We start from the raw sequence: 25,228 nt of genomic DNA, 5'->3' as shown, positions 1-25,228 counted from the left end.
GAACTTCGTCCTTTGCAAGTAGTGAAATTAGGCGCCGTGGTAGGCGTTGTCTTCGGTTTCAGTCAGTACATCCGGCAGATCCAAGCGGTGCCCAAACCTGCTCTGCTTAGTGTGCAGGTAGGCGGAATTCTGCTCACGTGGCGTGATGCGCAGGGCGACTAGCTCGTCCACGGTGATGCCGGCGTTGGTGAGCTTTTCTTGTTTGTCCGGGTTGTTACTCAGCAGCCGAATAGTGTCGATCCCCATGGAGCGCAGGATGGCGGCCACGGCAAAATATTCACGAGCGTCGGCCGGGAAGCCAAGGTGCAGGTTGGCATCCAGGGTGTCCATGCCGGCTTCTTGCAGGGCGTAGGCGCGCAGTTTGTTGGCCAAGCCGATGCCACGACCTTCGTGTCCGCGGATGTAGATGATGTGCCCACCTTCGGCGGCGATCTGTGCCATCGAAGCGTGTAGCTGTTCGCCACAATCACAACGGTAGGAGCCAAAGATGTCGCCGGTCAGGCATTCGGAATGGATCCGCACTAGGTTACTCGGCGCAGAACCGTTAGGTCCCCTGTGGCTGAGCACCATATGTTCGTGGCCTTCAGCGGTGGCAGCTCGTGCGGTGAAATCACCAAATGCGGTGGGCAGCTTGATCGGATCGGTCAGTTCAATTTCATCGTTAACTCGGCGCCAGCGTGCCAGATCGTCGATGGAAATGATGGGCAGGTGATGCTCGGCGGCAAAAGTGCGCAAATCATCTAGGCGCATCATTTCGCCGTCGTCGTTGGTGATTTCACCGATGACGCCCACCGGTTCCAGCCCGGCAGCTTGGCACAAATCCACGGCAGCTTCGGTGTGACCACGGCGATTAAGTACCCCGCCGGTGGCAGCGCGCAGCGGGAAAATGTGCCCGGGGAGCGAAAGCTGAGCTGGCGTGGTGTGCGGGTCGGCGAGCAAACGGGTGGTCAGCGCACGATCAGCGGCCGAAATTCCGGTGGTGATGCCTTGGGCGGCATCGGCGGTGACGGTAAACGCGGTGCCTTTAGCATCCTGGTTGATGCCCACCATGGGACCCAGACCCAGCGCGTCGGCGCGCTCGGCGGGCATCGGAACACAGATAACCCCGGAGGTGTAGCGGATGGTGAAAGCCATCAGTTCGCGGGTGGCGTGCTGGGCGGCAAAAATGATGTCGCCTTCATTCTCGCGATCCTCATCGTCCACGACCACCACCGCTGATCCGGCGGCCAGCGCCGCGAGCGCAGTCGGGATGGAATCAAGGGTAGAGCCGGTCATTACTGCTGGCCCCCGAACTGGTTCAGGCGCGCGACGTACTTGGCCAGCACGTCAACCTCGATGTTTATTTTGTCGCCGACTTGGCGTGAGCCCATGGTGGTCTCGGCCAGGGTGATCGGGATGATCCCCACTTCGACCCAATGTTCACCTGTACTGCTGGCCGGTGACACCCCGGTGAGCGTCAGCGAAATACCATCAAGGGCGATGGAGCCTTTTTCGGCGGTGAGCGGTGCATAGGCGTCGTCGATCGAAATGCGGAAGGTGGTCCACTGTCCGTGGTCCTCACGGGCCAACACCTGGCCAACGGTATCAACGTGGCCCTGAACAACGTGGCCATCCAAGCGCGCACCGGCTGGAGTGCAGCGCTCAAGGTTGACCTGATCCCCGGTGGCCAGATCACCGGTGGAGGTGCGGCGCAGGGTTTCACCCATCACGTCCACACGCAGCTTTTCGCCATCAAGTTCGGTTGCGGTCAGGCAGACACCGTTAACTGCCAAGGACCCTCCGAGCCCTAGGTCTTCGGTGTGCCCTGGTGCGCGCAGGGTGAGTACGGCCAGGTCTTGCTCGGGGAAGGATTCGATTCCTTCAATGGTGCCTTGGCCGGTGACAATTCCGGTAAACATTATTTCTCCTGAAAAATTTGGTGGGGCGATCGCTAGGACCGGGGCAATGGCTCAAGATGAAGCATGATGTCATCTCCCAGCCGGGTCAGCGACTCGTTGCTGGCAACATCTAGTCGGTAGCTATGGGCCTGGCTCAAGGTCGTGGTGGGCAGGTTCACCGAATTACTCCCGGCGCCAATTAACAACGGCGCCTGGTAGCAGTACAGTTCGTCGGCCAGATCAGCGGCGATAAAGGCCGAAGCCACCGTCGCCCCGCCTTCGATCAACAGGTGCCCGATGCCCAGCTCATTGGCGCGGGAGATGATTTCATGTACGTCGTGCGTGGCGATCTGCTCCCACTGCGGGGTTTCAGCCAGCGCCAAACCCGCAGGCAACTCGCGGCGGCCCATGACCAATCGGTACGGCTGCTTTGCATGCAGCTGACCATCGCGGGTTCGGGCGCTGAGCCGTGGGTTATCCAGCACCGCAGTATTTGTCCCGACCAGGATCGCGTCAACTCGGGCGCGCAGGGCGTGGGCGTGATTGCGCGAAGCGTCCGAGGTGATCCACTGGCTGGTGCCATCGGGCGCATTAATTCGTCCATCCAAGGACTGCGCGAGCTTAACCGTAATAAACGGTCGCTGCGCTTCCTTGGCCATAAACCAGCGATGGTTGAGGTTTCGCGCTGCGCTATCGTCGCTGAACTGGGTGGCGGTAATGCCACGGCTACGCAGGTAGTCCGCTCCCCGCTGGCCGCGGTATTGTCGCTGACCGCGTAATAGACCTGGCCGATGCCCGCCTTTGCGATCGCTTCCGCGCAGGGACCGGTGCGACCGGTGTGGTTGCACGGCTCAAGGGTGACGATCATCGCCAGTTCGGCAGCGATTGCACGGTCGATCTTGCCTAGTCGACGCAGTGCATCAACTTCGGCGTGCGGGTGGCCGGCACCTAGGTGGTAGCCGGTGGCGATGATATTGCCTCCGGCGTCAAGAATGCAGGCACCGACCAAGGGATTGGCGCCTCGATGTCCTCGCCCCGCGGTTTCTAGCGCGGTACGTAGCGCCGCTTCAAGCTGTTGCGGTTTCACCATGTCTTGGTGCCCCTAGCGTTGCGTGCTGATCGTCGGATCAGGCATGTCGGTGGCGATCTGGGGTTTTTCGTCGCGTTTGGACTTGGCCCAAACGAAGAATCCGATCAGCGTAAAAGCACCGTAGAACAGGTACATAAAGGCGCTGGCGTAGTAGCCGGCGGAGAACAGTAATGGCACACCTACGGCGTCCACAGCCACCCAAATCAGCCAGAATTCGACCCAACCCTTGGCCATGCCGTAGGTGGCGAGCATCGAACCAACAAAGGTCCAGGCATCGGCCCACACTGGTTCGTAGGATCCGAGGACCCGGAACAGTGGAGTGAGCGCGACGGTGCCCAGCAGCAAAATTGCTACCAGCGCCACGCGGGATTTATTGGATGCCCATTGTGGGGTGACGGCGTTACCGGTGCCATTTTTGGCCTGTTTCCAGCGGTACCAGCCGAATATCGACACAGCGATGAACATGATTTGGCGGCCGGCTTGTCCCCAGAGGTTGGCCGTGTAGCCGGTATCAAAGAGGCTGCCCAAAAAGACCGTGAGCAGTAGCAGGTTGCCGATAATGCCGATCGGCCAGGCCCAGACTTTACGGCGCATGCCGCCAACGGCGCTGGCCAGACCAAAGATATTGCCAACAACTTCGCGCACCAAAAGTGCCGAGGAGCCGATCGCAATTTGTGAGTTAAAGCTTCTATGAGCCACCGCAGGAAATCCATCATTTCACCCTTCTCGAAGCGGCGGCTCCGGGGTGTGCATTTGATGGGCCTGTGGCTCTGCTTTAGACAGATGCCCCTTGACGGGTCATCAGCAGTACCAATAGGCAAATCAAATTCGTGCTTCTCCCATCCAGACTTTAACTGTCGGTACCGGAATTTCACCAGTTCAACCGCTTCCTTGGCTTGTGGCCTTGGACGCGGGTCGCGGACTATCACCGCCGGTTCGGACTTACACCGACCCCGGAGCACGTATTCGTGTTTACTACAAGTTATTGTGGCACATTTGCGCCGGCTCAGTGTCCACCGAGTGCAAGGTTGCGTAATACGTCGATCTCGGCCGATGGCTCAGGCGCTGAGTAGACCGCGGATCCGGCGACAAATACGTCGGCTCCAGCTTCAGCTGCGCGCAAAATCGTATCGCGCGAAATGCCGCCATCCACCTGAAGTGCGATGGGCCTTCCGGTGCCTTCGATCGCCGCACGAGTGCGCTTAATCTTAGGTAGTACCAAGTCAAGGAACTTTTGGCCGCCAAAGCCGGGCTCGACGGTCATCAGTAGAACCATGTCCAATTCCCCGAGCATGTCCAGGTAGGGCTCGATCGGCGTCGCTGGGCGCAACGCCATCGAGGCCTTGGAACCAGCGGCATGCAGCTCACGGGCCAACCGGATCGGAGCGGCGGAAGCTTCAGCGTGGAATGTGACAGAATCCACCCCGAGCTGCGCATATTCTGGCGCCCAACGATCGGCATTTTCAATCATCAGGTGCACATCGATGGGCAGCTTGGCTACCGAGTGCAGGGCCTGGACTACCGGCAAGCCGAGCGTGAGGTTAGGGACAAAGTGGTTGTCCATCACGTCCACGTGCACCCCGTCGGCGGTGTGGATCCGCTCTAATTCGCTGGCGAGGTTGGCAAAATCGGCGGACAGGATCGAAGGATTAATCCGTGGGTGACCCATAGGTGCTCCTTGTGACTCGGGTGAACTAGGACTTTTTGGTGATGATGGCCATGAACATGGCGTCGGTGCCGTGAATATGTGGCCACAACTGCACCGTGGTTCCATCCCCCAGGGCATGGGACGCGTCGGCATCCTGAGGGTACATCACCTTGGACACGGCCGATCCGGTATCTAGCAGGGCAGCATTCTCGTGGCGCTTGAGGAAGTCCTCAACCACCAAGCGGGTTTCAGCCTGATGTGGCGAGCAGGTAACAAAACCGACGACGCCACCAACGCGCACCGCGTTAAACGCCGCGTCCAGCAGTTCGCCCTGCAGCGCGGTCAGCTCAGGAATATCGCGAGGTGCCTTGCGCCAGCGAGATTCGGGACGACGACGCAGTGCACCGAGGCCTGAGCAGGGGGCATCAACCATGATTCGGTCGTAGTCCCCGGTGTAATCCGCCCCGCCGAAGGTGCGTCCGTCTTCTTCGGTCAGCATCCAGTAATCGTGCGGTACGGCATCCAACGAGTTGGCGACCAACCGTGCACGGTGAGTGGTTGGCTCGTTGGCGGTCAGTCGAGCATCACGCTGGACGGCAAGAGCGCCTAGCAGTGCGGCCTTACCGCCGGGGCCGGCGCACAAGTCCAACCAGTAGCGATCCTCGCCAGCTTCGGGCAATTCGATCCCGGCCAAGGCGCGGGCCATGACCTGGCTGCCCGCATCCTGAACGCGGACCGTGCCCTCTTTAACGCCGGGAACTCGTGCCACATCACCGTGCTTGTAGGTGGCAGAATCGGCGAGCAGGGTGCCCGGTTCAGCGCCAGCTTCAAGAGCAGCTTCAAGATCGCCAAGACCTGGCAAGGCCACCAGATTCACCAAAGGGGCCAAGTTATCGGCCTGCAGCAACGCTTCGAGCTCGCCAGCATCTCGGCCGTGAGCGATCAACGCACCACGCAAGGCGCGGACGATCCAGTCCGGATGTGAGTGCTCGATGGAAAGTCGCTGCGAATCCGAGCTTGCATCCTTGGTCAGCTGCTGGATCCATGCGTCGGCTTCTTGGGCTGAGACACGGCGTAGCACCGCGTTGATTAGCCCGGATGGACCGGCACCAATCTGTGCACGGGCCAAGGAAACGGTCTCATCAAGGGCGGCATGTTTTGGCACGCGCATCGCCAAAAGCTGGTGTGCACCGACTCGAAGCGCATCTAGGATGGCCGGATCGAGCTCACTGAGCGGGCGGTCCACCAAGGTAGCCAAGATCGCGTCGTAGAAGCCCTGGCCACGTAATGCGCCGTAGGCCAGTTCGGTGGCAAAACCTGCGTCGCGGCGGTCCAGCTGATACTCACGAATCAGCTTTGGCAGCACCAAGTTGGCGTAAGCATCGGCGCCGGAAACTTCGCGCAAGACCTTGAAGGCTACCAGTCGAGCAGGGTTGGCCTGACGTTTGCGCTGGCCTGGAGCCGACGCTGAGAACTGACGCGGCCCGGAACCGCCACGGTTTCGGGTGCGTCCCTGCTCATTGCGACGTGCTTCGTTGTCGCGGTATCCCCCGCGTTGTTCTTGCCCGCTCATGCGAAGCTCACTTTCGTTCCCTGGGTGAGCACGCCACGTGCCCAGTCGGAGGCGTTCATCATTTTTTTGCCCGGAGGCTGAATTTGGGTGGGCTCAAGAGCCCAAGTTGCGGTGCCGATATACACCTTTGGCTGTTTGCCCGCCTCGATGCGTACTTCGCCGGGCGCCAAATCGGTCAGGTCGCGATGCTCGCGCAGTGGGCCGAACTTATAGCGTTTGTCTTCAACCTGAACCCAGGCTCCTGGGAACGGCGTGGTTCCGTGCGCGCGGCGACGGATTTCGGTGGCTGGACGAGTGAAGTCCAGCTGCGCGTCAACGTCGGTAATCTTCGGCGCATAGGTGTGCGAGCCGGACTGCGCGACAGCCAGCGCCTGCCCGGAATCCAAGGCCTGCAGGGTCTGAACCAGCAAGGTGGAGCCGGACTGGCTGAGCCGCTCGAGCATGATGCCGGCAGTGTCTAATTCGTGGATCTGCTCGGTTACTTGGCCAAAGACCGGACCGGTATCCAGCCCGGTTTCAAGCTGGAAGGTCACTGCGCCGGTGATGTCATCGCCGTGGATGATCGAGTGTTGTACCGGGGCCGCGCCACGCCATGCAGGCAGCAACGAGAAGTGAAGGTTGATCCACCCGTGCGTTGGTACGTTGAGGGCAGCCTCTGGGACCAGGCCACCATAAGCAACAATGGCTGCAGCATCGATGTTTAGCTCGCGTAGTGTGGCGGTGGTTTCCTCGGTAATTTTTGCTGCCTTGATGATCGGTATTTCAAGTTCAGCAGCACGCGCTGCCACCGCAGAAGGGGTCAGCACACGCTTACGCCCCAAAGGTGCGTCTGGGCGGGTTAATACCGCGGCGATCTCAAAACCTGCTTCGTGCAGGTAATTAAGCGAAGTAACCGCCACTTGCGGCGTACCGGCAAAAAGGATTCGCATGCTCTAGTTCCCCAACCCTGCGCCGAAGCTGGACCCCAAGGCACCAGCGCGTTTTTGCACGGTAGCGTTGGCGGTTTGTGAGTAGTTGGCTGCGCGCAGGGTGCGGTAGGCCGCCTTCTTTTCCTCTGGTGCTAGACGGTCCAAGAAAAGGATCCCGTCTAGGTGGTCCGTTTCGTGTTGGAAGCAACGGGCTAGCATGTCGGCGCCTTCAAGCTGCACCGGATTGCCGAACTTATCAAAACCACTAGCTTTTACGTACCGACGACGAGGCACCGGTGCGGCAACACCTGGGATGGACAGGCAACCTTCAACTTGATCGTCCTGAAAATCATCGCTTAGTTCCAGCACTGGGTTGACGATGTGGCCACGTTCTTCGCCAATTTGGTAGGTGAATACTCGCAGAGAAACGCCCACTTGTGGCGCGGCGAGGCCAGCACCATGGACGTCTTCCATCGTCTGATCCATGTCTTCGACGAGCTTCTGGAGCTCCGGGCCAAAGTCGGTCACCTCCTGCGCTTGCGTGCGTAGAACGGGGTCTCCGATGATCCGAATTCCCAAAATCGCCATTATCCGCTGGTACCTTCCCTGCCGTTGACATTGGTATTAGCTTTCGTTTTCACGAATGCTAACCGTTCCAGTCTACGCGGTCACGACCGGGCATTATTGAGTTGGCGGCGTGATTTCGGCCAGCGTAGCGCGAGACTGGGAAATCTTGTACGACGCTTCCCAATTCCGCTTCAACGCGTAGAACTTCGCCCAATAGTCAGGAAGCGCCGGTGCAGGCGCCATAAATGTCCTGGTGCCGGCGTCTCCCAATGCCACGGCGAGTAGCATTGCGTCGGTGCCGTACTCCCACGGCTTCCACTGCCCTTGCTCGGCGTCCACGATTTGTTCTTCAGCCTTGCAGGCCGCGGCTAGTTGCATGATGGCCTTGTCATCGGGACGCTTGACGATCCCGTCACGATCCGAGGTTTTAGTTTTGTAATCCACAATGCACACCCGACCGCCGATCTTTGCGACCAGGTCGATAGTTCCCGCGTAGCCAACACTTTCGTTCCAAATGGTGATCTCTGCAGCGAGCGGCTCAACGTTGTAATCAGCCCACCACTTTTCAAAGTGCTGCAAGTACCCAAGCTCATTGTTCTGCTCCAGCGCAGCCTTGGCCGCGTCCACATCGTGCTCCATACCCAAGGCTCGAAGTGCAAAGGCTTCCGCGTAGTTATGTACTCGATCCCCGCGAGCGGCGGCTTGGTCACGATAGCTCTCGGAAGCGCTGGCGGCAGCGCGGATTAACGAGCGCATTTGTCGCTGGTCCCCCAAGGCCTGCCCCAAACGCTGATCCTCAGAAAGGGCTTTCGCCGCCATGTACCCAGCCCATCCAGTTAGGTCCATGGCATCTGTGCCGATGACTGTGGTGATGGATGGGACAATCCCCGGTCCGCCGACTTGGCGACTGTACATGCGACCGGAGTCCGTCTGAATAGCTAATTTTGGAGAGGTCATGCACACGATCATGGCACGCAGCTACCCCGCTTCGCTCCTAGTCGTGACGGAAATATGAATTTCCCCCGTAGATCCGCGGTTTTTAAGCCCTGTGAACCAGATCTCAGCGTTTCGATTTGGATGGATGCGAATTCTCGTATAGAGTTTTTACTCGTTGGAAAGAACGGAAACGTTCAGAAAACAACACATTTTGCGGACATAGCTCAGCTGGTAGAGCGCAACCTTGCCAAGGTTGAGGTCGCGAGTTCGAACCTCGTTGTCCGCTCGCAAAAAGATTCACCGACTAGGTAAAACTAGTCACTCTGGTTTCGACCAGTATGGTGGGGTGGCCGAGAGGCGAGGCAGCGGCCTGCAAAGCCGTTTACGCGGGTTCGAATCCCGTCCCCACCTCGCAATGAAGATTGCAGATCTTTTTGCGCGATTGGCGCAGCGGTAGCGCGCTTCCCTGACACGGAAGAGGTCACTGGTTCGATCCCAGTATCGCGCACGGAATTATGGTTCACCAGACCATGAATCCAGTTATAAATAAATATATGCGGTCATAGCTCAGCTGGTAGAGCGCAACCTTGCCAAGGTTGAGGTCGCGAGTTCGAACCTCGTTGACCGCTCAGTGAATTCATTATTTTTTGAATTTTGTCGAGATTCATTCGTGAATCTTCGGCGCGATTGGCGCAGCGGTAGCGCGCTTCCCTGACACGGAAGAGGTCACTGGTTCGATCCCAGTATCGCGCACTGAACATCGTTGTGATGTTCATGCGGTCATAGCTCAGCTGGTAGAGCGCAACCTTGCCAAGGTTGAGGTCGCGAGTTCGAACCTCGTTGACCGCTCCATAACTTCATATAAATCCTGCGGTCATAGCTCAGCTGGTAGAGCGCAACCTTGCCAAGGTTGAGGTCGCGAGTTCGAACCTCGTTGACCGCTCCAATAAAAAATGGGAATCACTCCAAGTGGTTCCCATTTTTGCTTAAGTTTTGTGACTCGACACGCCCGAGTTTCGCTTAGCTCTTCCATGTTTAGGTTTTTCGATTTAGGGTGGAGAACAATTGTGGAGCTAAAGGGGTTCCCACAAACGAATGGAGGTGCAGCATGGCAGGATTTGATGATCTGCGTGGCAAGGCAGAGGAATTCGCGCAGGAGAACCCAGATCAGGTCTCGCAGGGTATCGATCAGGTCGGCGATTTCATCGACGACAAGACCGGTGGCAAGTTCGCTGACCAGGTAGACGGCATCCAGGGTGGTGCTAACGACTACGTCAACGGACTCGGCGGAGGCGCTGAGGGTGGCGAAGGCGAGAACAACGAAGGCTAATTGCTTCGTTTACTCCCCTCGGCCTTGCCCGAGCATCCCGAAAAGGTACCGACTAAGGTCGGTACCTTTTCTGTTTATCTTCACAAACGGAAGTGATTATCCCCAAGCCGGCTGTACCTGTAAAAATGAGTTATGGTTCCACGCACGTCCTCTGAAGATCACCTCAGTCAATCAATCATTGCCGGGTTGATAACAACCATGGTGGGTTTTGTCGCTTCCTTCGCAGTGGTACTCGCAGGATTGTTTCAGGTAGGGGCCACACCATCTCAAGCAGCCTCCGGATTGCTGGCGTTGTCGGTCTGCGTGGGGCTGTGCACGATCGCCCTGTCATGGCGCCACCGGATGCCGATCAGCATTGCCTGGTCCACACCGGGAGCGGCGATGCTTGCCTCACTGGCACCAGGCGCATTCAGTTTTGAACAGGCCATCGGCGCGTTCATCGTCAGCGGTGTACTGATTATTCTCACCGGTCTGCTCCCCGGGCTGCACAAGTTGCTGACCAAAATCCCGGTTCCGCTGGCTCAAGGCATGCTGGCCGGAGTCTTAGTTCCGCTGTGCATCAAACCGTTCACGGCGTTGGGAACTATTACCGTACCTGCGCTGGGAATCCTTTTGGTGTTCCTGATCGGGCTGCGTTTGCTACCAAAATTTGCGGTGGCGTTGAGTATGCTCGCAGCGGTGTGCTTCGGAATCTTCCACATTTGGCGCAACGGATCGTGGGATCAACTTCAGGTGCTGCCGCAACTGCACTTAGTAACTCCCGAATTCACCTGGCAAGCGATCGCGAGCATTAGTGTGCCGCTGCTTATCGTGACCATGGCCTCGCAGAACATCCCGGGCGTCGCGGTGCTCAATTCCTTCGGATACCAGCTTCCATGGCGGCCCTCAATGCTGTTCACCGGTGTCGGCTCGGCACTCGGTGCATTCTTCGGCGGTCATGCCATCAACCTAGCGGCCATCACTGCGGCATTGGCAGCAGGAGAACAAGCCGGGGCCAATCCGAAGTTACGCTGGCGAGCGGCCTTCAGCTCAGGTGGTTTTTACCTCATCTTCGGTGCACTGAGCGCGTTGATCGTCTCGCTGGCCAATACCTCCCTGAAGGACTGTTCCAAGCCGCCGCAGGGCTGGCACTACTCGCCACGCTCACCAGCGCTCTGCTCGGATCAATGAGCGATCCCACGTGGCGACTAAGCGCCCTGGTGACCGTGTTGGTCGCAGCCGGGAACTTGACCTTATTCGGAATCGGCGGTGCCTTCTGGGCACTGGTGGCCGGGCTGTTAACGCACTTCATCGCCGAGCGCAGTGCTCGGCGATGAAGAAAAGTTACGTGGCTCTAGGCGCTAGCTGACCTCTTCGCCGGCCTGACCTTCACGGGCTAGGGCAGTCAAACGTGACACCGCGCGGTAGTACTTCTTCTGGTAACCGCCAGACATCATCTCTGCGGTGAACAGTTCGCTAAACGGCTTGCCCGAAGCAACGATAGGAACATCCTTGTCGTACAGGCGGTCGGCAAGAACAACGAAGCGCAGGGCGATGGCCTGATCGGTAATGGTACCTACGTTGTGCAGAACCAGAACATCGGTTTCGGCCAGCAGCTGGCGGTAACGCGAAGGGTGAACCTGCGAGAGGTGGGTGACCAGATCGTCGAAATTATCCACGGCCAAGGTTTTCTCCGCATAGCGTTGCGTTGCGAAAGCCTCGATCTGATCATCGTCCAGTGGTACTGGCGCATCAGGCAAACCACGGTGGCGGAAGTCTTCGCCGTCAACGCGATGAACGTCGAACTGCTCGGAGAGGGTCTTGATTTCGCGCTGGAAATCCACCGCGGCAAATCGACCGTCGCCCAAGGCGCCAGGAAGCGTATTGGAGGTCGCGGCCAGCTTCACGCCAGCGTCAGAGAGTTCGCGCATCAGGCGAGACATCAACACGGTGTCCCCCGGATCGTCCAATTCAAACTCGTCAATGCATACCAGCGAGTACTGGCTGAGTACTTCAACGGTCTGGCGGAAGGACAAAGCGCCAACGAGGTTGGTGTACTCCACGAAGGTTCCGAAGGCCTTGCGACCTGGGGCGGCGTGCCACAGCGAAGCAAGCAGGTGGGTCTTGCCCACGCCGAAACCACCATCAAGGTAGATACCGTTTTTGGTTTCCTTCTTCTTCCCGAACAATTTGGAGAAGAATGATCCCGAACCGTTTTTGCCGACGGTTTCCGCAAAAGCCTTGAGCTTATTAACTGCCTCGGCTTGCGAGGGCTGGGTCGGGTCTGGACGGTAGGTATCGAAGGACACTTCACCAAAGCGGTAGGACGGGTGGAAGCCGGCCAACAAGTCTTCGATTGAAACGTTGGGCTTGGTCTCGCTCAGGTGGGTGATCGTCGCCATTGGCTGTGAGAGTCCTTCAGTTGATTACTCAATAATTCGCAGCCTGCCATGGCAAGCCCAACGGTCAGTTTACCTTGAATGCTCGTGATGATTGCCTAAAATGTCGAAGCCCACACTGTGATCATCCGCGTTCGGGACTAGGGTAGAAGTAAAGCCCAAAGCCTGCTGTACCCAGCGGGCTAAATCATTAGAACTACAAGGATCGTGATTGTTAATGTCGCTGCCTGTTGAGTCCAACCCGAAGTACGCCGCGTACGCCCACCCAGAGCGGTTGGTATCCACCGCGTGGGTCGCCGAGAATCTGGGATCGCAGAACCTCGTTGTGCTCGAATCCGATGAGGACATCTTGCTCTACTCCACCGGGCACGTGCCTGGCGCGTTGAAGATCGATTGGCACACCGAGCTGAACGATGAGGTCACCCGCGACTACGTCGACGGTGAAGGGTTTGCGAAGTTGATGGCCGCCAAGGGCATCACCCGCGAGAGCACCGTGGTGATCTACGGGGACAAGTCCAACTGGTGGGCAGCCTACGCATTGTGGGTTTTCACCCTCTTTGGCCATGAAGATGTGCGTTTGATGGACGGCGGGCGTGATAAATGGATCGCCGAAGGTCGTGAACTGAGCACCGACAAGCCAGCGGTGACAGCCACCCAGTACCCAGTGATCGAACGCGAAGATGAGAAAATCCGCGCCTTCCTGCCTCAGGTACTTAATCACTTGGGCAACCCGCTGATCGACGTCCGTTCGGCCGAGGAATACACCGGCGAACGCACCCACATGCCTAATTACCCTGAGGAAGGCGCCCTGCGCGGTGGGCACATTCCTAGCGCAGCGTCGGTGCCTTGGGCCAAGGCCGCTGCCGAGGACGGCACTTTCCGTTCCCGTGAAGAGCTTGAAGCCATTTACCTTGAGGGCGCCGGGTTGCAGCCGGGCGACGATGTGGTGGCCTATTGCCGCATCGGTGAACGCTCCAGCCACACCTGGTTTGTACTTAAGCACCTGCTCGGCTTCGAAAGTGTGCGTAACTACGACGGTTCCTGGACCGAGTGGGGCAATGCAGTTGGCGTGCCGATCGTGCGTGGCGAAGCTAAGGGCGAGGTTCCTGCCAAGCGTGGAGTTCGCGCATGAGCCAGCTGCCTTCCGAACTGCAAGAGATCGTCGAAGAGTTCACTGAGGTTCCTGAAGCGGACCGCCTAGAGTTGCTACTTGATTACTCGCGAGATTTGCCCGAGCTTCCGCCGCGCCTAGCGGAGCACCCGGAACTTTTTGAGCAGGTCGTCGAATGCCAGTCACCACTGTTTTTGGTGGTTGAAGTGGCTGCCGGAGGCAACCGAGAGGTTAACCTGTTCTTCTCCGCTCCCCCAGAGGCACCAACCACCCGTGGTTTTGCTTCGGTGCTTGCTACTGGCCTCGATGGTGCAGATGCAGCATCGATCCTGGCTGTCCCCGATGATATGCCACAGCAGTTGGGTCTGACTCGCGCGCTTTCGCCATTGCGCATGCGCGGCATGACCGCGATGCTGGGCCGTATCAAGCGTCAGATCACCGAGCAGCTGGAAGCCTAGGAAGCGCTATCCCTGCACAACGCAGTAATTTTTGAACCTAAGGAAAACTGAGAAGTGGGCAAGAAGAAGCAGTCCGCGTCCACCCCGGCAACCGCCGCGTTGGATGCTGCTGGCATTAGCTATGTTGCGCATAGTTATACACACAGCGATTCAGCCGAAAGTTACGGTGGTGAAGCGGCAGCACAACTGGGTGTGAACGGTGAACGGGTTTTTAAGACCCTGATGGTTTCCACCGGTTCCAACGCTAGCGAGGATCTAGCAGTGGCCGTGGTTCCGGTCGCGGCCATGTTGGACCTCAAAGCGGTGGGACTAGCCCTAGGAAAAAGAAAGCCCAAATGGCTGACAAGGCCGCGGCCCAACGCCGAAGCGGTTACGTCTTAGGCGGGATTTCTCCCTTCGGACAACGCCAACTTTCGGCCACGGTGATCGATAGCAGTGCACAGCAATTTGAGACGGTGTTCATCTCCGGCGGTCGACGTGGTTTCAGCCTAGAGATCGCTCCCCATGATGCTGCCAAGGCCACTTCTGCAATCTGGGCACCGATAGCCACCGGCTGATTTTCGAGGTATACAAAGGACCCAGCCTGCACTTCGTTTATTGAACGAAGCGCAGACTGGGTCCTTTGTTTTGCCTGGAGTTGTTTTGCCTAGAGTGTGGCGCGGGCGGCGATGCGCTTGGTCAGGAAGTTGGTGACTGCTTGCTCAAAACCCTGGGGATCAACATTGGGCTCGCGGGTATGTCCGGCCTTGGTGAAGGTGCGCAGCGTGACTAAATCGGGACGAAGAGCCGCTAGTTTCAGGCTTGGTCCGTTCGGAACAAATTCGTCATCACGGCTGTGCATGATCAACGTCGGGTGCTTCAACTCGCTAGCCCTATCGACCCAGTTCAGGCGTTTGAGGTTGACCGGCGCTGCCTGTCCGGTAACCCAGCGCCCAGCCTTGTTGGACAGCAGCCACTGGCCAAATCGACCGACCGATTGAGGGATGCGGTTGCTGCGGGCCTGGTGGGACAGGACGTCAACCCAGTTAATGACCGGCCCAACGAGCATCAACGAATCAATCTCGGACGCCAGTTCGCTTCGATCGGCGGTTTGCAGGCTGATGGCTCCACCCATGGACCAACCGAGCAGGATGATCTGTTGAGCGCCGTGCTCCTTGGCAAAACGCACCGCCGATTGCACATCGTGCCATTCAGTATCGCCCAATCCGTAGCGGCCATCAGCAGCACTCGGAGCGAGGCCGTCATTGCGGTAGCTCATGAGCAAGGTGGTTACGCCCATGGCAGTCAGAGCTGGCAATGCCCTGATCGATTCATTGCGTCTAGCGCCTCGGCCATGCACGCCGATAACCCACACGTTTTTATTCTCGGTGCCTTCAACTAGCCATGCAGGCCCGTCGCCACCTTCCAACGGCACCACGACGTCTTCGGCGACATAGCCGAGATCTGCAGGGTGCTCGTACACAGCTCCGGAGAGATAGCCGCGTCGCACCCCTTCGAGGCTGCCGCGGTAGACGCGTTCAATTTTGCGCGCGACGATTTTCGGTTTGCCCGGAACCTCTTCGGGCGCTGAAAGCCGAATGGAGCACGCATCAAATTCGGTCAGGAAAATGCAGGGGCCTGGCTGGTTGGTTTCTGCATCCTTGGCAAAATGAACCCAGAGTTTTCCCTCATGATCGGTGACAACTTCACGGATCATACTGTTGCCGGTACGCCGTTCCTCGGGTGTAACCACCCGTCGAGCGAAATAACCGGCGAGCGCCGAAACGCTGGCGGCAACTAGTGAACCGGCGCCCACACCCAATGAGATGCCGAGCAGGGTCGCTGGGATGGTTTTGCGTGGTTCCAAGGTATCTACGATATTCCGAGCCATACTTTTATCTTTCCATGATGTGCCGTGGGAATCATCTGTTGGTGCTGTACGTTTCTATGAGTATGAGCAATGAACCTGTTAACCATGATGACCAAATAGCCGACGACGCAACGGAACGAACAGAAGTGCAGTGGCAAGAGATTCTCTCGCCGGACGAATTCCGGGTGCTGCGCCAGGCCGGCACGGAGCGGCCCTTCACGGGCGAATATTGGGACACCACCACCGAGGGAGTATACGCTTGCCGAGCTTGCGGCGCTGAGCTGTTCGCTAGTGCCACGAAGTTTGATGCCTCATGTGGTTGGCCTTCGTTCTACGCCCCACTGGCCGAAGACCGCGTTCGGTACATCACCGATGAATCGATGGGTATGAAGCGCGTTGAAGTTCGTTGCGCCAAGTGCGATTCGCATATGGGCCACGTCTTTGAAGGTGAGGGGTTTAATACTCCTACCGATCTGCGCTTTTGCATGAACTCATTGAGCTTGACGTTGCGTAACGCTTAGGGGTTATTCTTCTGATCGTAGCGCGGTCCGCGTCACAGTAAGAATAAGACTTACTTATTCACCAATCACTCAGCACCAACTTTTCTATTGTTTGGGCGTAGCGTTCATGTCAAGCACATGAGCGCTACCCAAACATGAAAAGAAGAAGGTGTATTGAAATGACTCAGATTTCTGCCAAGCCAATGCCGGCCAGCGATGCGCAGGTTCTGCAGATTGCAAACAGCGAAGCATGGCTGACCCTAAAATCAGCCGCCACAGAATTCCAAGGTTTGCAGGCGAAAGATGGGTCTCTATCCGACGAGGCAGTGCTTCCTCGCGCCACCGAACTGGTCGATTCGATCATCGCCTCGGTTCATGCGCTCAAGGTCCACTTCGAGCATGACAACGAATACCTTGAACAGCTGGTCGCTGACCTCGAAAAGTGGAGAGAGAGCGGTTTTGATGTTCCGGACTTCTTGGACTCGCTGGTGCAGTTCCAACCGCAAACCCAGCGGATCGACGGTCTGATCCACCTAGTACTCTTCCCGATGTACACGCAGAACGGTTCCACCAACCGCCACTTGGAAGCGGTACTCGTTCAGGTCATGTGGCCCGAGTTCATCGCAGAGCTCGAAAGCACCAGCTACACCAACGCACTCTTTGTTCCCCTACGTTTTGTTGACTTCACCGAGGGTTACAACACCAATTCCGCTGTGCTCTTCCCGGAATCCGTAGCCATTCGCGAAACACCGTCATTTACTTGGGGCGCAATTTTCCAAGACCGTGAGGCCGCACGCTTCCGCAAGGTTCTGCAAGAAGCTGCAACCATCACCAATTTGCAGTTGCCGGATGATGCAGCTGAGCTACTGTCGGACCAGCATCTGACTGAAGAAACCTTCATCATGTGGGATCTAATCCACGATCGCACTCACATGCGTGGCGATCTTCCTTTTGATCCCTTCATGATCAAGCAGCGCATGCCGTTCTTCCTGTACTCCCTTGAAGAGTTGCGTTGTGATCTCACCGCATTCCGTGAGTCCATGAAGATTAACAACGATCCCAACACCGATCCCAAGACTGCCAAGATGGCTAAGCTGGTTCAATACGCAGTGATCTTTGACCGGATCTTCCGCTTTGCCATCACCGGATCGCGCGTTCGTAACTACGACGGTTTGGGTGGCCAGCTGCTCTTCGCGTGGATGCACCAGCACCACGTTCTACACTGGACCGATACCAAACTACGTATCGACTGGGACCAGGTTCCAGAAGTCGTCGCTGCGCTCGGAGATGCAATTGACGAACTGTACTGGAAGTCCATCGACCGCCCGAAGCTGGCCCATTGGCTAGCGGCGTACGAACTGGTTGCGAACACCGTGACTCCAAACCCTGCCTCACAGTGGGCCAAGGGACCACAGGCCCTGCCACTGACTGCTCCCCTTCGTGAAATCACGGACCAAGTAATGGATGATGAGTTCCCTTTGTCCATGTTCTACGAGGCGCTAAATAAGAAGATGGCCAGCGTCATCGAGTCGACCAAGGGCATGACCGGTGCATCGGAAATCTAGGACTCCTGCCTTAGGCTAGGAATTGTGAGCAAAGAAAGACTCTTCTTGAATCAAACACCACGTTTAGTGCTCATCGCTGGCGCCACGTCGGCTTCCGGGATCGCCTGCGCTCGCGCGCTCACGGAAGCCGGAGCGCAGGTGCTGGCGGTGGGTAGCAATCAGACTCGCCTCGATGTACGGCTGGCCTTCGCCAAAGCCCGCTACGAATGCGACCTCACTGATTTTGCGGCCGTCGAAGCATTGGCTCGACGCATCCATGAGGACCACGGTCCTATTGATTCGCTCATCCATTTAGTTGGGGGCTGGCGGGGCGGCAAGTCCATCGTCGGTCAGAGTGATGAAGACTGGGACTTCCTGCAACGCATGGTGCTGACAACACTGCGTAATACCACCCGCGCGTTTGTCCAGGATCTGCTGGACTCACCATCCGGGCGATTGGCGATCGTCAGTGCGCAGGCAGTCACTAACCCAACGCCGTCGAACGCCAACTATGGTGCAGTCAAGGCCGCCGCCGAACACTGGGTCAACGCGATCGCACGCCTGTTTAGCAAAAACGCGCCCAATGCTGCCGCGGTCAGTTGGGTGGTGAAGGCGCTGAGCGAAAAGTCGGCCGAAGATGCCCCGGCGGGACACACACCGGTGAGCTACCTGGCCCAAAGCGCCATAGATCTATTAGCCGATGATGCGGTGGCACACAACGGCACGCGCATGGTGCTGCCAAGCTCCTGATTACTGCCTGAATAAATACAGAACGCTGTTCTGAAGCTTCGCGGCCACCCCCACTTCATTCCTTTACTACAGTCCAAGGATCCATACATTATGACTTCACTTCACGACGCCAACATACGCGGCTTCGCATCCGATAACTACTCGGGAGTTCACCCTCGCATCCTTGAGGCGATCACCCGCGCCAACGGCGGACACCAAATCTCCTACGGCGAAGACCAATACACCGAGCAGCTAGGTAAGACGGCGCGCGAAATCTTTGGCGACGACGCAACAATCTTCCCCGTCTTTAACGGCACCGGAGCCAATGTCACAGCGCTTCAGTCGTTGTTGCCACGCTGGGGTGCAGTGATTTGCGCCAACACCGCGCATATCAACGTGGATGAGAACGGTGCCCCGGAACGAGTCGGCGGCTTTAAGCTGTTGCAGGTTCAAACGCCAGATGGCAAGCTCACCCCTGAACTGATTGATCAGGAAGCGTGGGGCTACGGCGACGAACACCGCGCACAGCCACTAGCCGTGTCCATCACCCAGGCCACAGAACTTGGCACCTTGTACACCCCGCAGGAAATTAAGGCCATCACCGATCACGCGCACAGGCTGGGAATGAAGGTGCACCTGGACGGTTCACGATTGTCCAATGCCGCGGCCGCGCTTGACGTCCCTTTGCGCGCACTGACCACCGATGCAGGGGTCGACATCGTGTCCCTCGGCGGAACCAAAAATGGCATCCTGCTCGGCGAAGGCATCCTGACCTTGCGCAAGGAGCTCGCCGAGGACATGAAATACCTGCGCAAGATGAACATGCAGCTGGGCAGCAAGATGCGTTTCATCTCTGCCCAGCTGATCGAGCTCTACGGAACCGGTTTGTGGAAGGAACTGGCCGGCCACGCAAATGCGATGGCTGCCAAGTTGGCTCAAGCGGTTGAACAGATCGACGGCGTGGAACTGGTTTACCCAACACAAGCCAACGGGGTCTTTGCCAAGCTTCCCACCGCTGTCAGCGATGAACTGCGCAAGCACTTCCGCTTCTACGATTGGGACCGCGCAGCTGGCGAAGTGCGTTGGATGTGCTCCTTCGACACCACCGAAGAAGACGTGGCAGCGTTCATCACCAAACTTCGTGAGCTCATGGGTTCCCACGTCCCTGCTTAGGCTGAGCGCGGATCGGCGTGCCGTACCCAACCCAAGGTACGGCACGTTTAGACTCAAATTGTGACCAACGATCGCCCTGCCTCAGCCATCCCGAGCGCCTTCGCCAAGGCCCTGGAAGAGCTGTCGCACGCCAAGGTACGCAAAGAACTGAAGTTCACCGAAATCCCGGCCCCCGGTCGGCTTGCACCGTTTGCCCTGGCGCTCAGCGGCGACGTGGTCGATACGGTTTCGCCCGATCACGGTCCCCACGGACAAGAGATCGGCCGCACCCCGTTCCTGCAGTCGCAGGAGCAACTAGCTACCGGACGATTCATCCTCTTATTTGATCCGGCCGGCCAAGAGTTATGGGATGGCCAGTTCCGCATCGTCACCTATGTGCGTGCACGCTTAGATCACGACATGGGGCAGGACGCGATGCTCGCGTCGGTCGCCTGGTCGTGGCTGGAAGATTCCCTGCGTGAGCGTGAAGCGTTCCACCATTTGGCCGGAGGGACTGCCACCCGGGTCATTTCAGAATCTTTTGGCAACCTGCGCGGGGAACAAGACCACATTGACATCGAACTGCGCGCTTCATGGTCGCCGGATTCAGAGGACCTCGGACCGCATTTGAGTGCGTGGGCCGACCTGGTATGCACCTTTGCCGGGCTACCACCGTTGCCCGAAGGTGTTGAGCAACTGCCACACCGTCGACTTAGTTAAGTCTCACAAGCACATTAGAGGCGGACGGTTAGATCTAGAATAGAAGTATCATGCCGAATTCTGACGCCACCGCTTCCGCATCCTCCCCCGCAGACTCACAGTCGCCTGAACCTCAGCTGATTCCGCTCACGCATCCGCGAGACGGTATTCCTGAGGTCATCAACACCCCTGCCGCCTTGCGGCGTGCCGTGCGTGAACTCAGTGCTGGCACCGGGGATTTGGCAGTGGACACGGAGCGAGCCAGTGGATTCCGCTATGGTCAACGAGCCTTCCTGCTTCAAATCCGTCGCGAGGGCGCTGGCACGTGGTTGATCGATCCCGAAGAGCTTGATGACCTGAGCGTCCTGCGTGACTTTGTGAACCAGCAGCCGTGGATCCTGCATGCTGCCACGCAGGACCTTCCTTGCCTTCACGAACTGGGCATGTCCCCGACCTCGTTGTTTGACACCGAACTGGCTGGCCGATTGGCAGGTTTCCCACGAGTTTCACTTGGCACTATGGTGGCCGAATTACTTGGCCTGCAATTGGCCAAAGAACACTCAGCCGTTGACTGGTCCACCCGCCCATTGCCTGAAGCATGGCTAAACTACGCGGCCTTGGATGTAGAAGTTCTTGAGCAGCTACGTCAGGAAATCAGCAAAATTCTTGAAGAGCAAGGCAAGATGGACTTCGCCATCCAAGAGTTTGAATACGAACGCAATCTGCCTGACCCACAGCGAGCCGAGGAACCGTGGCGCAAGCTGTCCGGGGTCCATAAGCTCAAGGGCCGACGCAACCTAGCTATCGCCCGCGAGCTATGGCTTTCCCGCGAGTCTCTGGCCCAAAGCCAGGACGTTGCCCCAGGCCGACTCTTGCCTGATCGAGCAATTATGGCAGCTGTGGAGCAGCGCGCTGCCAGCGTTCCCGCGTTGCTTCAAATCCCGGGTTTCCATACCCGCCACGCCAAACGAGATGCTCCACGCTGGATGGATGCCATTCAGCGCGGACGACTTACCAAGGACTTGCCTGAGCTGCGCGCCAGCAAGGCCGGGTTGCCTCATCCACGTTCGTGGGCTGAGAAGAATCCGGCGGCTTCGGCTCGACTCGAAGCGGCAAAGCTTGTGCTGGCAGAGGTCAGCGAACACTGGAACATTCCGGCGGAAAACTTGCTGACCCCTAAATATCTTCGGGAACTGTGCTGGAATCCACCGGTGTTGATCAGTGCCGAGGGCATTGATGAAAAACTCGCTGAATTGGGCGCTCGTCCGTGGCAGCGAGAGTTGCTCGTAGCTGGTTTTGCGCAGGCATTTGCCGAGGTATAAGCAAAGTGTGATGGGTTGCACTTGCACTTCAAGTTACTACTGAGTAACGTATGGTTTAGGTCACAGTGATGCTGGCCACTGCCCTATGCTGGGCAGCATGAACCAACCCCAAGGAGCCCGACGGTGAGTGCCAACGCTTCGACCGTGCCCAATAACGTGCACCCTTCGCTCAACGACCGCGATGTAGTCTTCATCGACGGTCTCCGAACCCCGTTCGGCAAGGCCGGCGAGAAGGGCATCTACCACGGTACCCGCGCCGATGATCTGGCGGTCAAGGCCGTTCGCGGACTACTCGAACGCAACCCAGAAGTGCCGGCAGAAAAAATCGACGAAATTTCGATCGCCGCCACCACGCAGACCGGCGACCAGGGCCTGACTTTGGGCCGCACCGTGGGCCTTCTGGCCGGAATCCCAAAATCCGTTCCAGGCTTTGCCATTGATCGCATGTGCGCCGGCGCCATGACCGCGGTAACCGCGACTGCAGGTGGCATTGCTTTTGGCGCCTACGACATCGTTGTAGCTGGCGGCGTAGAACATATGGGCAACCACCCGATGGGTGCCGGAGCCGATCCAAACCCGCGTTTCCTTTCCGAAAAGATCGTGGATCCGCAGGCCCTGAACATGGGCAACACCGCGGAAAACCTGCATGACCGCTTCCCGGCGATCACCAAGGAACGCGCTGACCGCTACGCCGTGGCCTCCCAAAATAAGCTAGCCAAGGCATACGAAAACCAGCAGATCCAGCCCGATCTGATTCCCGTCGCTGCCAAGCGTCCAGGCGAGGGCTGGTCGGTCAAGACCGCCGATGAGCCACCACGTCCAGGGACCACCATGGAATCCTTGGCAGATCTTCGCACCCCATTCCGTGCCCACGGACGAGTCAGCGCCGGCAACGCCGCTGGCCTGAATGACGGTGCCACCGCAGCCCTGCTAAGCAGCGGACAGGCAGCGCGCGAGCTCGGACTGACGCCAAAAATGCGCATGGTCTCCTTCGCCTTCGCCGGCGTTGAACCAGATGTTATGGGCTACGGTCCAGTTCCTGCCACAGAAAAGGCTCTAGCCAAGGCAGGACTGAGCATCAAGGACATCGGCCTATTCGAAATTAATGAAGCTTTTGCTGTCCAGGTACTCTCCTTCCTCGACTTCTACGGAATCGAGCAGGATGACGATCGAGTAAACCGCTACGGCGGAGCAATCGCCGTCGGCCACCCACTGGCCTCCTCCGGCGTTCGCCTGATGACCCAGCTTGCCCGACAGTTCTCTGAAGACCACTCGGTACGGTACGGCATCACCACCATGTGCATCGGTCTGGGCATGGGTGGCACCGTCATTTGGGAAAACCCAAACCATGCAGACTTTGGCAGCAAGGCATAAGGAAGAGACAATGACTGCAAACACCAAAAACTTCGCGGCCGTCGCTGAAATGATGCACGACGAAACCGTCACTCACTCCTATGTCACGGACGTTGCTCTGCCCAGCGGCAAGACTCTCGCCCTACTGACCTTAGATAACGACCTTGACCACAAGAAGCCAACCACCCTGGGCCCCAACGGCCTGCTGGAACTTCGTGCGACCCTTGAGACTCAAGCTGCACGTGCCAAGGCCGGCGAAATCCACGCCTTGGCCATTACGGGAAAGCCCTACTTCCTCATCGCCGGTGCCGATTTGTCCGCGGTCACCCGACTGAGCGAACCAGATCAGGCCACGGCCATGGCAACTTTGGGTCACTACACCTATGAGCTACTTGCCGATTTGGGCGTTCCAACCTTCGCTTTCATCAACGGGCTAGCCCTCGGTGGCGGTCTAGAGATTGCACTGGCTTGCAACTACCGCACGGTGAGCACAGCAGCTGGCGCTTTGGGTCTTCCTGAAGGATTCCTCGGATTGATTCCAGGGTGGGCCGGCGTCTACCGCCTGCCACGTCTGGTCGGTCCCGAAAATGCCTTGAAGGTCATGATCGAGAATCCTCTGAACAACAACCGCACGCTCTCAGGCCCTGCGGCCTACAAGATGGGTGTGGCTGATGCGTTGTTCGAGCCAGCAGATTTCATCGAACACTCAACCGGGTTTGTTGATTCAGTACTCACTGGAACCACGCAGGTCCAGCGTCCCAACGCTGTGGATCCGAGCGACCCCGAGGTGGCCCGCCGCTGGTTGGAAGCCGCCGATCAGGCAGAAAAGTTTGTTGATGCCAAGCTTTCCGAGGCAGCACCGGCACCATACAAGGTGCTCGAAGTATTCCGAAAGGGTCTGACTCTTTCCCAGCCTGACTCCGCCAAGCTTGAAATTGAAGCTCTGACCGGTCTGATGCGTACACCTCAGTTCCAGAACACTGTTTACGCGTTCTTGGATCTAGTACAGAAGCGTGGCAAGCGACCAGCAGGCGCACCGGATGCCAAGCTTGCGCGCCCGGTGACCAAGGTGGGCGTTGTTGGTGCCGGCCTGATGGCAAGCCAGCTCGCGCTACTGTTCGTCCGTCGACTCAATGTACCGGTGGTCATCACCGACTTGGACCAGTCACGCGTAGACAAGGGTATTGCCTACATCCATGGTGAGATAGACAAGCTACACAGCAAAGGTCGCATGAGCCAAGATGGCGTCAATCGCTGCAAGGCACTGGTTTCAGGATCGGTAACCAAGGAAGCGTTTGCCGATGCTGACTTTGTTATTGAAGCCGTATTCGAAGAGCTCTCGGTTAAGAAGCAGGTCTTTGCCGAAGTTGAAGCCGTGGTCTCCCCCGACTGCGTCTTGGCCACCAATACGTCCTCACTATCCGTGACCGAGATGGGCCGCGATCTTAAGCACCCAGAGCGGCTAGTTGGTTTCCACTTCTTCAACCCGGTAGCACTGATGCCATTGCTGGAAATCGCAGCCACCGAATGGACCAACGAGACGTCGCTGTCCACGGCGTTTGTGGTCGGCAAGGCACTGAAGAAGACCACTGTGAAGACCCAAGATTCGGCGGCCTTTGTGGTCAACCGCGTATTGCTTCGACTGATGAGCGAAGTCCAGGCTGCCTTCGATGAAGGTACCGACGCACAGACTGCGGATTCTGCCTTGGCACCTATGGGTCTGCCAATGAGTCCGTTCACCCTGTTGGCCATGGTTGGCTTGCCAGTGGCTCAGCATGTGAACAAATCTTTGAACGCTGCTTTTGGAGACCGTTTCGCTGTCTCTGAAAACCTGCAGAAATTGATTGATGCAAAGATCACTGCACTGTGGGTGAAGAATGAGGATGGCTCGCAGGAACTGAACCCTCAGGCAGCACCATTGTTGAATCAGGGAGAGAAGCCCTCGACCAAGGAAGAGATTCTGCTTCGGGTGCAGGATGCTCTGGCAGAAGAGATCGGACTGTTGCTCAAAGAAAACGTTGTGGCCGAAGCGGCCGATGTTGATCTTTGCATGATCACCGGTGCCGGCTGGCCAATGCACCTCGGCGGAATCACTCCTTACCTTGACCAGGTTGGAGCCGCGGAACGAGTGAACGGCAAGAAGTTCAACAGCTAGAACTTAGCGAACATTGGGCCTCAATCCATTAGGGTTGGGGCCCAACGTC

General features: G+C 57.8%; 21 protein-coding genes, 7 tRNA genes, 4 pseudogenes and 1 riboswitch. Of the genes and pseudogenes, 20 read left to right on the top strand and 12 right to left on the bottom strand.

Going from position 1 to position 25,228, the window contains the following annotated elements:
• Positions 1-27: 27 nt before the first annotated feature.
• The 10 genes and pseudogenes from ribB to N6V40_RS09835 all read right to left on the bottom strand — a co-directional run bounded on the left by ribB (position 28) and on the right by N6V40_RS09835 (position 8,620).
• Complete coding sequence (gene ribB, locus N6V40_RS09880) at positions 28-1,275, bottom strand: 3,4-dihydroxy-2-butanone-4-phosphate synthase (protein WP_262197497.1); 1,248 nt, start codon at positions 1,273-1,275, stop codon at positions 28-30.
• Positions 1,275-1,898: a riboflavin synthase gene (locus tag N6V40_RS09875; RefSeq protein WP_262197495.1), complete on the bottom strand. Its 624-nt coding sequence runs from the start codon at positions 1,896-1,898 to the stop codon at positions 1,275-1,277. The genes ribB and N6V40_RS09875 overlap by 1 nt, the downstream gene beginning before the upstream one ends.
• Positions 1,899-1,930: 32 nt before the next feature.
• The gene (locus N6V40_RS09870; RefSeq protein WP_262199716.1) at positions 1,931-2,536 is read right to left on the bottom strand and encodes a RibD family protein; all 606 of its coding nucleotides are present in this window, start codon (positions 2,534-2,536) and stop codon (positions 1,931-1,933) included.
• 155 nt (positions 2,537-2,691) lie between these two features.
• Positions 2,692-2,967, bottom strand: a pseudogene (locus N6V40_RS09865) (riboflavin biosynthesis protein RibD); the annotation flags it as partial.
• Between the two features lie 12 nt (positions 2,968-2,979).
• Positions 2,980-3,680: pseudogene (gene pnuC, locus N6V40_RS09860) on the bottom strand (nicotinamide riboside transporter PnuC).
• A 114-nt stretch (positions 3,681-3,794) separates the two neighbouring features.
• A riboswitch (FMN riboswitch) is annotated at positions 3,795-3,932 on the bottom strand.
• A gap of 41 nt (positions 3,933-3,973) precedes the next feature.
• A complete protein-coding gene (gene rpe / locus N6V40_RS09855; RefSeq protein ID WP_262197494.1) occupies positions 3,974-4,636 on the bottom strand; it encodes a ribulose-phosphate 3-epimerase in 663 nt (220 codons plus the stop codon).
• Between the two features lie 25 nt (positions 4,637-4,661).
• Entirely contained in the window at positions 4,662-6,188 is a 1,527-nt protein-coding gene (locus tag N6V40_RS09850) for an RsmB/NOP family class I SAM-dependent RNA methyltransferase (RefSeq protein WP_131088478.1), read from the bottom strand.
• Positions 6,185-7,117 carry a methionyl-tRNA formyltransferase gene (gene fmt, locus N6V40_RS09845; RefSeq protein ID WP_262197492.1) on the bottom strand — a complete coding sequence of 311 codons (933 nt, stop codon included), beginning with the start codon at positions 7,115-7,117 and terminating at the stop codon, positions 6,185-6,187. Before fmt ends, N6V40_RS09850 begins: the two co-directional genes overlap by 4 nt.
• 3 nt (positions 7,118-7,120) lie before the next feature.
• Complete coding sequence (gene def / locus N6V40_RS09840) at positions 7,121-7,684, bottom strand: peptide deformylase (RefSeq protein WP_131088480.1); 564 nt, start codon at positions 7,682-7,684, stop codon at positions 7,121-7,123.
• Positions 7,685-7,777: 93 nt separating this feature from the next.
• Positions 7,778-8,620, bottom strand: a complete 843-nt coding sequence (locus tag N6V40_RS09835; RefSeq protein WP_242632450.1) for a PD-(D/E)XK nuclease family protein — start codon at positions 8,618-8,620, stop codon at positions 7,778-7,780.
• Positions 8,621-8,812: 192 nt separating this feature from the next.
• On the opposite strand from N6V40_RS09835, the gene N6V40_RS09830 reads away from it, so the two are divergent.
• From N6V40_RS09830 to N6V40_RS09790, 9 genes and pseudogenes are all read left to right on the top strand, one after another.
• Positions 8,813-8,885: transfer RNA gene (locus N6V40_RS09830), tRNA-Gly, on the top strand.
• A gap of 54 nt (positions 8,886-8,939) precedes the next feature.
• Positions 8,940-9,010 (top strand) — tRNA-Cys (locus tag N6V40_RS09825).
• 25 nt (positions 9,011-9,035) lie between these two features.
• Positions 9,036-9,107 (top strand) — tRNA-Val (locus N6V40_RS09820).
• 48 nt (positions 9,108-9,155) lie between these two features.
• A tRNA-Gly gene (locus N6V40_RS09815) sits at positions 9,156-9,228 on the top strand.
• Positions 9,229-9,280: 52 nt separating this feature from the next.
• Positions 9,281-9,352, top strand: a tRNA-Val gene (locus N6V40_RS09810).
• Between the two features lie 23 nt (positions 9,353-9,375).
• A tRNA-Gly gene (locus N6V40_RS09805) sits at positions 9,376-9,451 on the top strand.
• Positions 9,452-9,469: 18 nt separating this feature from the next.
• Positions 9,470-9,545: transfer RNA gene (locus tag N6V40_RS09800), tRNA-Gly, on the top strand.
• Positions 9,546-9,707: 162 nt separating this feature from the next.
• Complete coding sequence (locus N6V40_RS09795; RefSeq protein WP_131088481.1) at positions 9,708-9,929, top strand: antitoxin; 222 nt, start codon at positions 9,708-9,710, stop codon at positions 9,927-9,929.
• 132 nt (positions 9,930-10,061) lie between these two features.
• Positions 10,062-11,245: pseudogene (locus tag N6V40_RS09790) on the top strand (benzoate/H(+) symporter BenE family transporter).
• Between the two features lie 24 nt (positions 11,246-11,269).
• Here N6V40_RS09790 and zapE read toward each other — a convergent pair.
• Entirely contained in the window at positions 11,270-12,310 is a 1,041-nt protein-coding gene (zapE, locus tag N6V40_RS09785) for a cell division protein ZapE (RefSeq protein WP_262197490.1), read from the bottom strand.
• Between the two features lie 214 nt (positions 12,311-12,524).
• Here zapE and N6V40_RS09780 point away from each other — a divergent pair, with 214 nt between their 5' ends.
• The 3 genes and pseudogenes from N6V40_RS09780 to N6V40_RS09770 all read left to right on the top strand — a co-directional run bounded on the left by N6V40_RS09780 (position 12,525) and on the right by N6V40_RS09770 (position 14,433).
• Complete coding sequence (locus N6V40_RS09780; RefSeq protein WP_131088484.1) at positions 12,525-13,439, top strand: sulfurtransferase; 915 nt, start codon at positions 12,525-12,527, stop codon at positions 13,437-13,439.
• Complete coding sequence (locus N6V40_RS09775) at positions 13,436-13,876, top strand: SufE family protein (protein WP_131088485.1); 441 nt, start codon at positions 13,436-13,438, stop codon at positions 13,874-13,876. The genes N6V40_RS09780 and N6V40_RS09775 overlap by 4 nt, the downstream gene beginning before the upstream one ends.
• Positions 13,877-14,098: 222 nt before the next feature.
• Positions 14,099-14,433, top strand: a pseudogene (locus N6V40_RS09770) (YbaK/EbsC family protein).
• Positions 14,434-14,522: 89 nt separating this feature from the next.
• Here N6V40_RS09770 and N6V40_RS09765 read toward each other — a convergent pair.
• Positions 14,523-15,746: an alpha/beta hydrolase family protein gene (locus N6V40_RS09765; RefSeq protein WP_262197488.1), complete on the bottom strand. Its 1,224-nt coding sequence runs from the start codon at positions 15,744-15,746 to the stop codon at positions 14,523-14,525.
• 62 nt (positions 15,747-15,808) lie between these two features.
• On the opposite strand from N6V40_RS09765, the gene msrB reads away from it, so the two are divergent.
• From msrB to N6V40_RS09725, 8 genes are all read left to right on the top strand, one after another.
• Complete coding sequence (gene msrB, locus N6V40_RS09760) at positions 15,809-16,246, top strand: peptide-methionine (R)-S-oxide reductase MsrB (protein WP_131088488.1); 438 nt, start codon at positions 15,809-15,811, stop codon at positions 16,244-16,246.
• 158 nt (positions 16,247-16,404) lie between these two features.
• Positions 16,405-17,790, top strand: coding sequence for a DUF6421 family protein (locus tag N6V40_RS09755; protein WP_262197486.1), 1,386 nt, complete (start codon positions 16,405-16,407; stop codon positions 17,788-17,790).
• 45 nt (positions 17,791-17,835) lie between these two features.
• Positions 17,836-18,519 carry an SDR family NAD(P)-dependent oxidoreductase gene (locus N6V40_RS09750; RefSeq protein ID WP_262197485.1) on the top strand — a complete coding sequence of 228 codons (684 nt, stop codon included), beginning with the start codon at positions 17,836-17,838 and terminating at the stop codon, positions 18,517-18,519.
• Between the two features lie 90 nt (positions 18,520-18,609).
• Complete coding sequence (locus N6V40_RS09745; RefSeq protein WP_262197483.1) at positions 18,610-19,671, top strand: threonine aldolase family protein; 1,062 nt, start codon at positions 18,610-18,612, stop codon at positions 19,669-19,671.
• A 60-nt stretch (positions 19,672-19,731) separates the two neighbouring features.
• Positions 19,732-20,370 carry a DUF3000 domain-containing protein gene (locus tag N6V40_RS09740; RefSeq protein ID WP_131088491.1) on the top strand — a complete coding sequence of 213 codons (639 nt, stop codon included), beginning with the start codon at positions 19,732-19,734 and terminating at the stop codon, positions 20,368-20,370.
• 50 nt (positions 20,371-20,420) lie between these two features.
• On the top strand, positions 20,421-21,671 hold the full coding sequence (locus N6V40_RS09735; RefSeq protein WP_262197482.1) for an HRDC domain-containing protein: 1,251 nt from the start codon (positions 20,421-20,423) through the stop codon (positions 21,669-21,671).
• A 123-nt stretch (positions 21,672-21,794) separates the two neighbouring features.
• Complete coding sequence (locus tag N6V40_RS09730) at positions 21,795-23,045, top strand: thiolase family protein (protein WP_262197481.1); 1,251 nt, start codon at positions 21,795-21,797, stop codon at positions 23,043-23,045.
• A 10-nt stretch (positions 23,046-23,055) separates the two neighbouring features.
• Entirely contained in the window at positions 23,056-25,179 is a 2,124-nt protein-coding gene (locus N6V40_RS09725) for a 3-hydroxyacyl-CoA dehydrogenase NAD-binding domain-containing protein (protein WP_262197480.1), read from the top strand.
• Positions 25,180-25,228 lie beyond the last annotated feature (49 nt).

It is taken from the genome of Glutamicibacter sp. M10 (genome assembly GCF_025452055.1).
Lineage (GTDB): Bacteria > Actinomycetota > Actinomycetes > Actinomycetales > Micrococcaceae > Glutamicibacter.
Note: the sequence above shows the minus strand (reverse complement) of the source record. Positions and strands in the feature narration are given on the sequence as shown.

Coding starts and splice junctions, on each gene's coding strand:
- ribB (WP_262197497.1), bottom strand. CDS start 1,275: ATGACCGGCTCTACCCTTGATTCCATCCCGACTGCGCTCGCGGCGCTG.
- N6V40_RS09875 (WP_262197495.1), bottom strand. CDS start 1,898: ATGTTTACCGGAATTGTCACCGGCCAAGGCACCATTGAAGGAATCGAA.
- N6V40_RS09870 (WP_262199716.1), bottom strand. CDS start 2,536: ATGGCCAAGGAAGCGCAGCGACCGTTTATTACGGTTAAGCTCGCGCAG.
- rpe (WP_262197494.1), bottom strand. CDS start 4,636: ATGGGTCACCCACGGATTAATCCTTCGATCCTGTCCGCCGATTTTGCC.
- N6V40_RS09850 (WP_131088478.1), bottom strand. CDS start 6,188: ATGAGCGGGCAAGAACAACGCGGGGGATACCGCGACAACGAAGCACGT.
- fmt (WP_262197492.1), bottom strand. CDS start 7,117: ATGCGAATCCTTTTTGCCGGTACGCCGCAAGTGGCGGTTACTTCGCTT.
- def (WP_131088480.1), bottom strand. CDS start 7,684: ATGGCGATTTTGGGAATTCGGATCATCGGAGACCCCGTTCTACGCACG.
- N6V40_RS09835 (WP_242632450.1), bottom strand. CDS start 8,620: ATGACCTCTCCAAAATTAGCTATTCAGACGGACTCCGGTCGCATGTAC.
- N6V40_RS09795 (WP_131088481.1), top strand. CDS start 9,708: ATGGCAGGATTTGATGATCTGCGTGGCAAGGCAGAGGAATTCGCGCAG.
- zapE (WP_262197490.1), bottom strand. CDS start 12,310: ATGGCGACGATCACCCACCTGAGCGAGACCAAGCCCAACGTTTCAATC.
- N6V40_RS09780 (WP_131088484.1), top strand. CDS start 12,525: ATGTCGCTGCCTGTTGAGTCCAACCCGAAGTACGCCGCGTACGCCCAC.
- N6V40_RS09775 (WP_131088485.1), top strand. CDS start 13,436: ATGAGCCAGCTGCCTTCCGAACTGCAAGAGATCGTCGAAGAGTTCACT.
- N6V40_RS09765 (WP_262197488.1), bottom strand. CDS start 15,746: ATGGCTCGGAATATCGTAGATACCTTGGAACCACGCAAAACCATCCCA.
- msrB (WP_131088488.1), top strand. CDS start 15,809: ATGAGCAATGAACCTGTTAACCATGATGACCAAATAGCCGACGACGCA.
- N6V40_RS09755 (WP_262197486.1), top strand. CDS start 16,405: ATGACTCAGATTTCTGCCAAGCCAATGCCGGCCAGCGATGCGCAGGTT.
- N6V40_RS09745 (WP_262197483.1), top strand. CDS start 18,610: ATGACTTCACTTCACGACGCCAACATACGCGGCTTCGCATCCGATAAC.
- N6V40_RS09735 (WP_262197482.1), top strand. CDS start 20,421: ATGCCGAATTCTGACGCCACCGCTTCCGCATCCTCCCCCGCAGACTCA.
- N6V40_RS09725 (WP_262197480.1), top strand. CDS start 23,056: ATGACTGCAAACACCAAAAACTTCGCGGCCGTCGCTGAAATGATGCAC.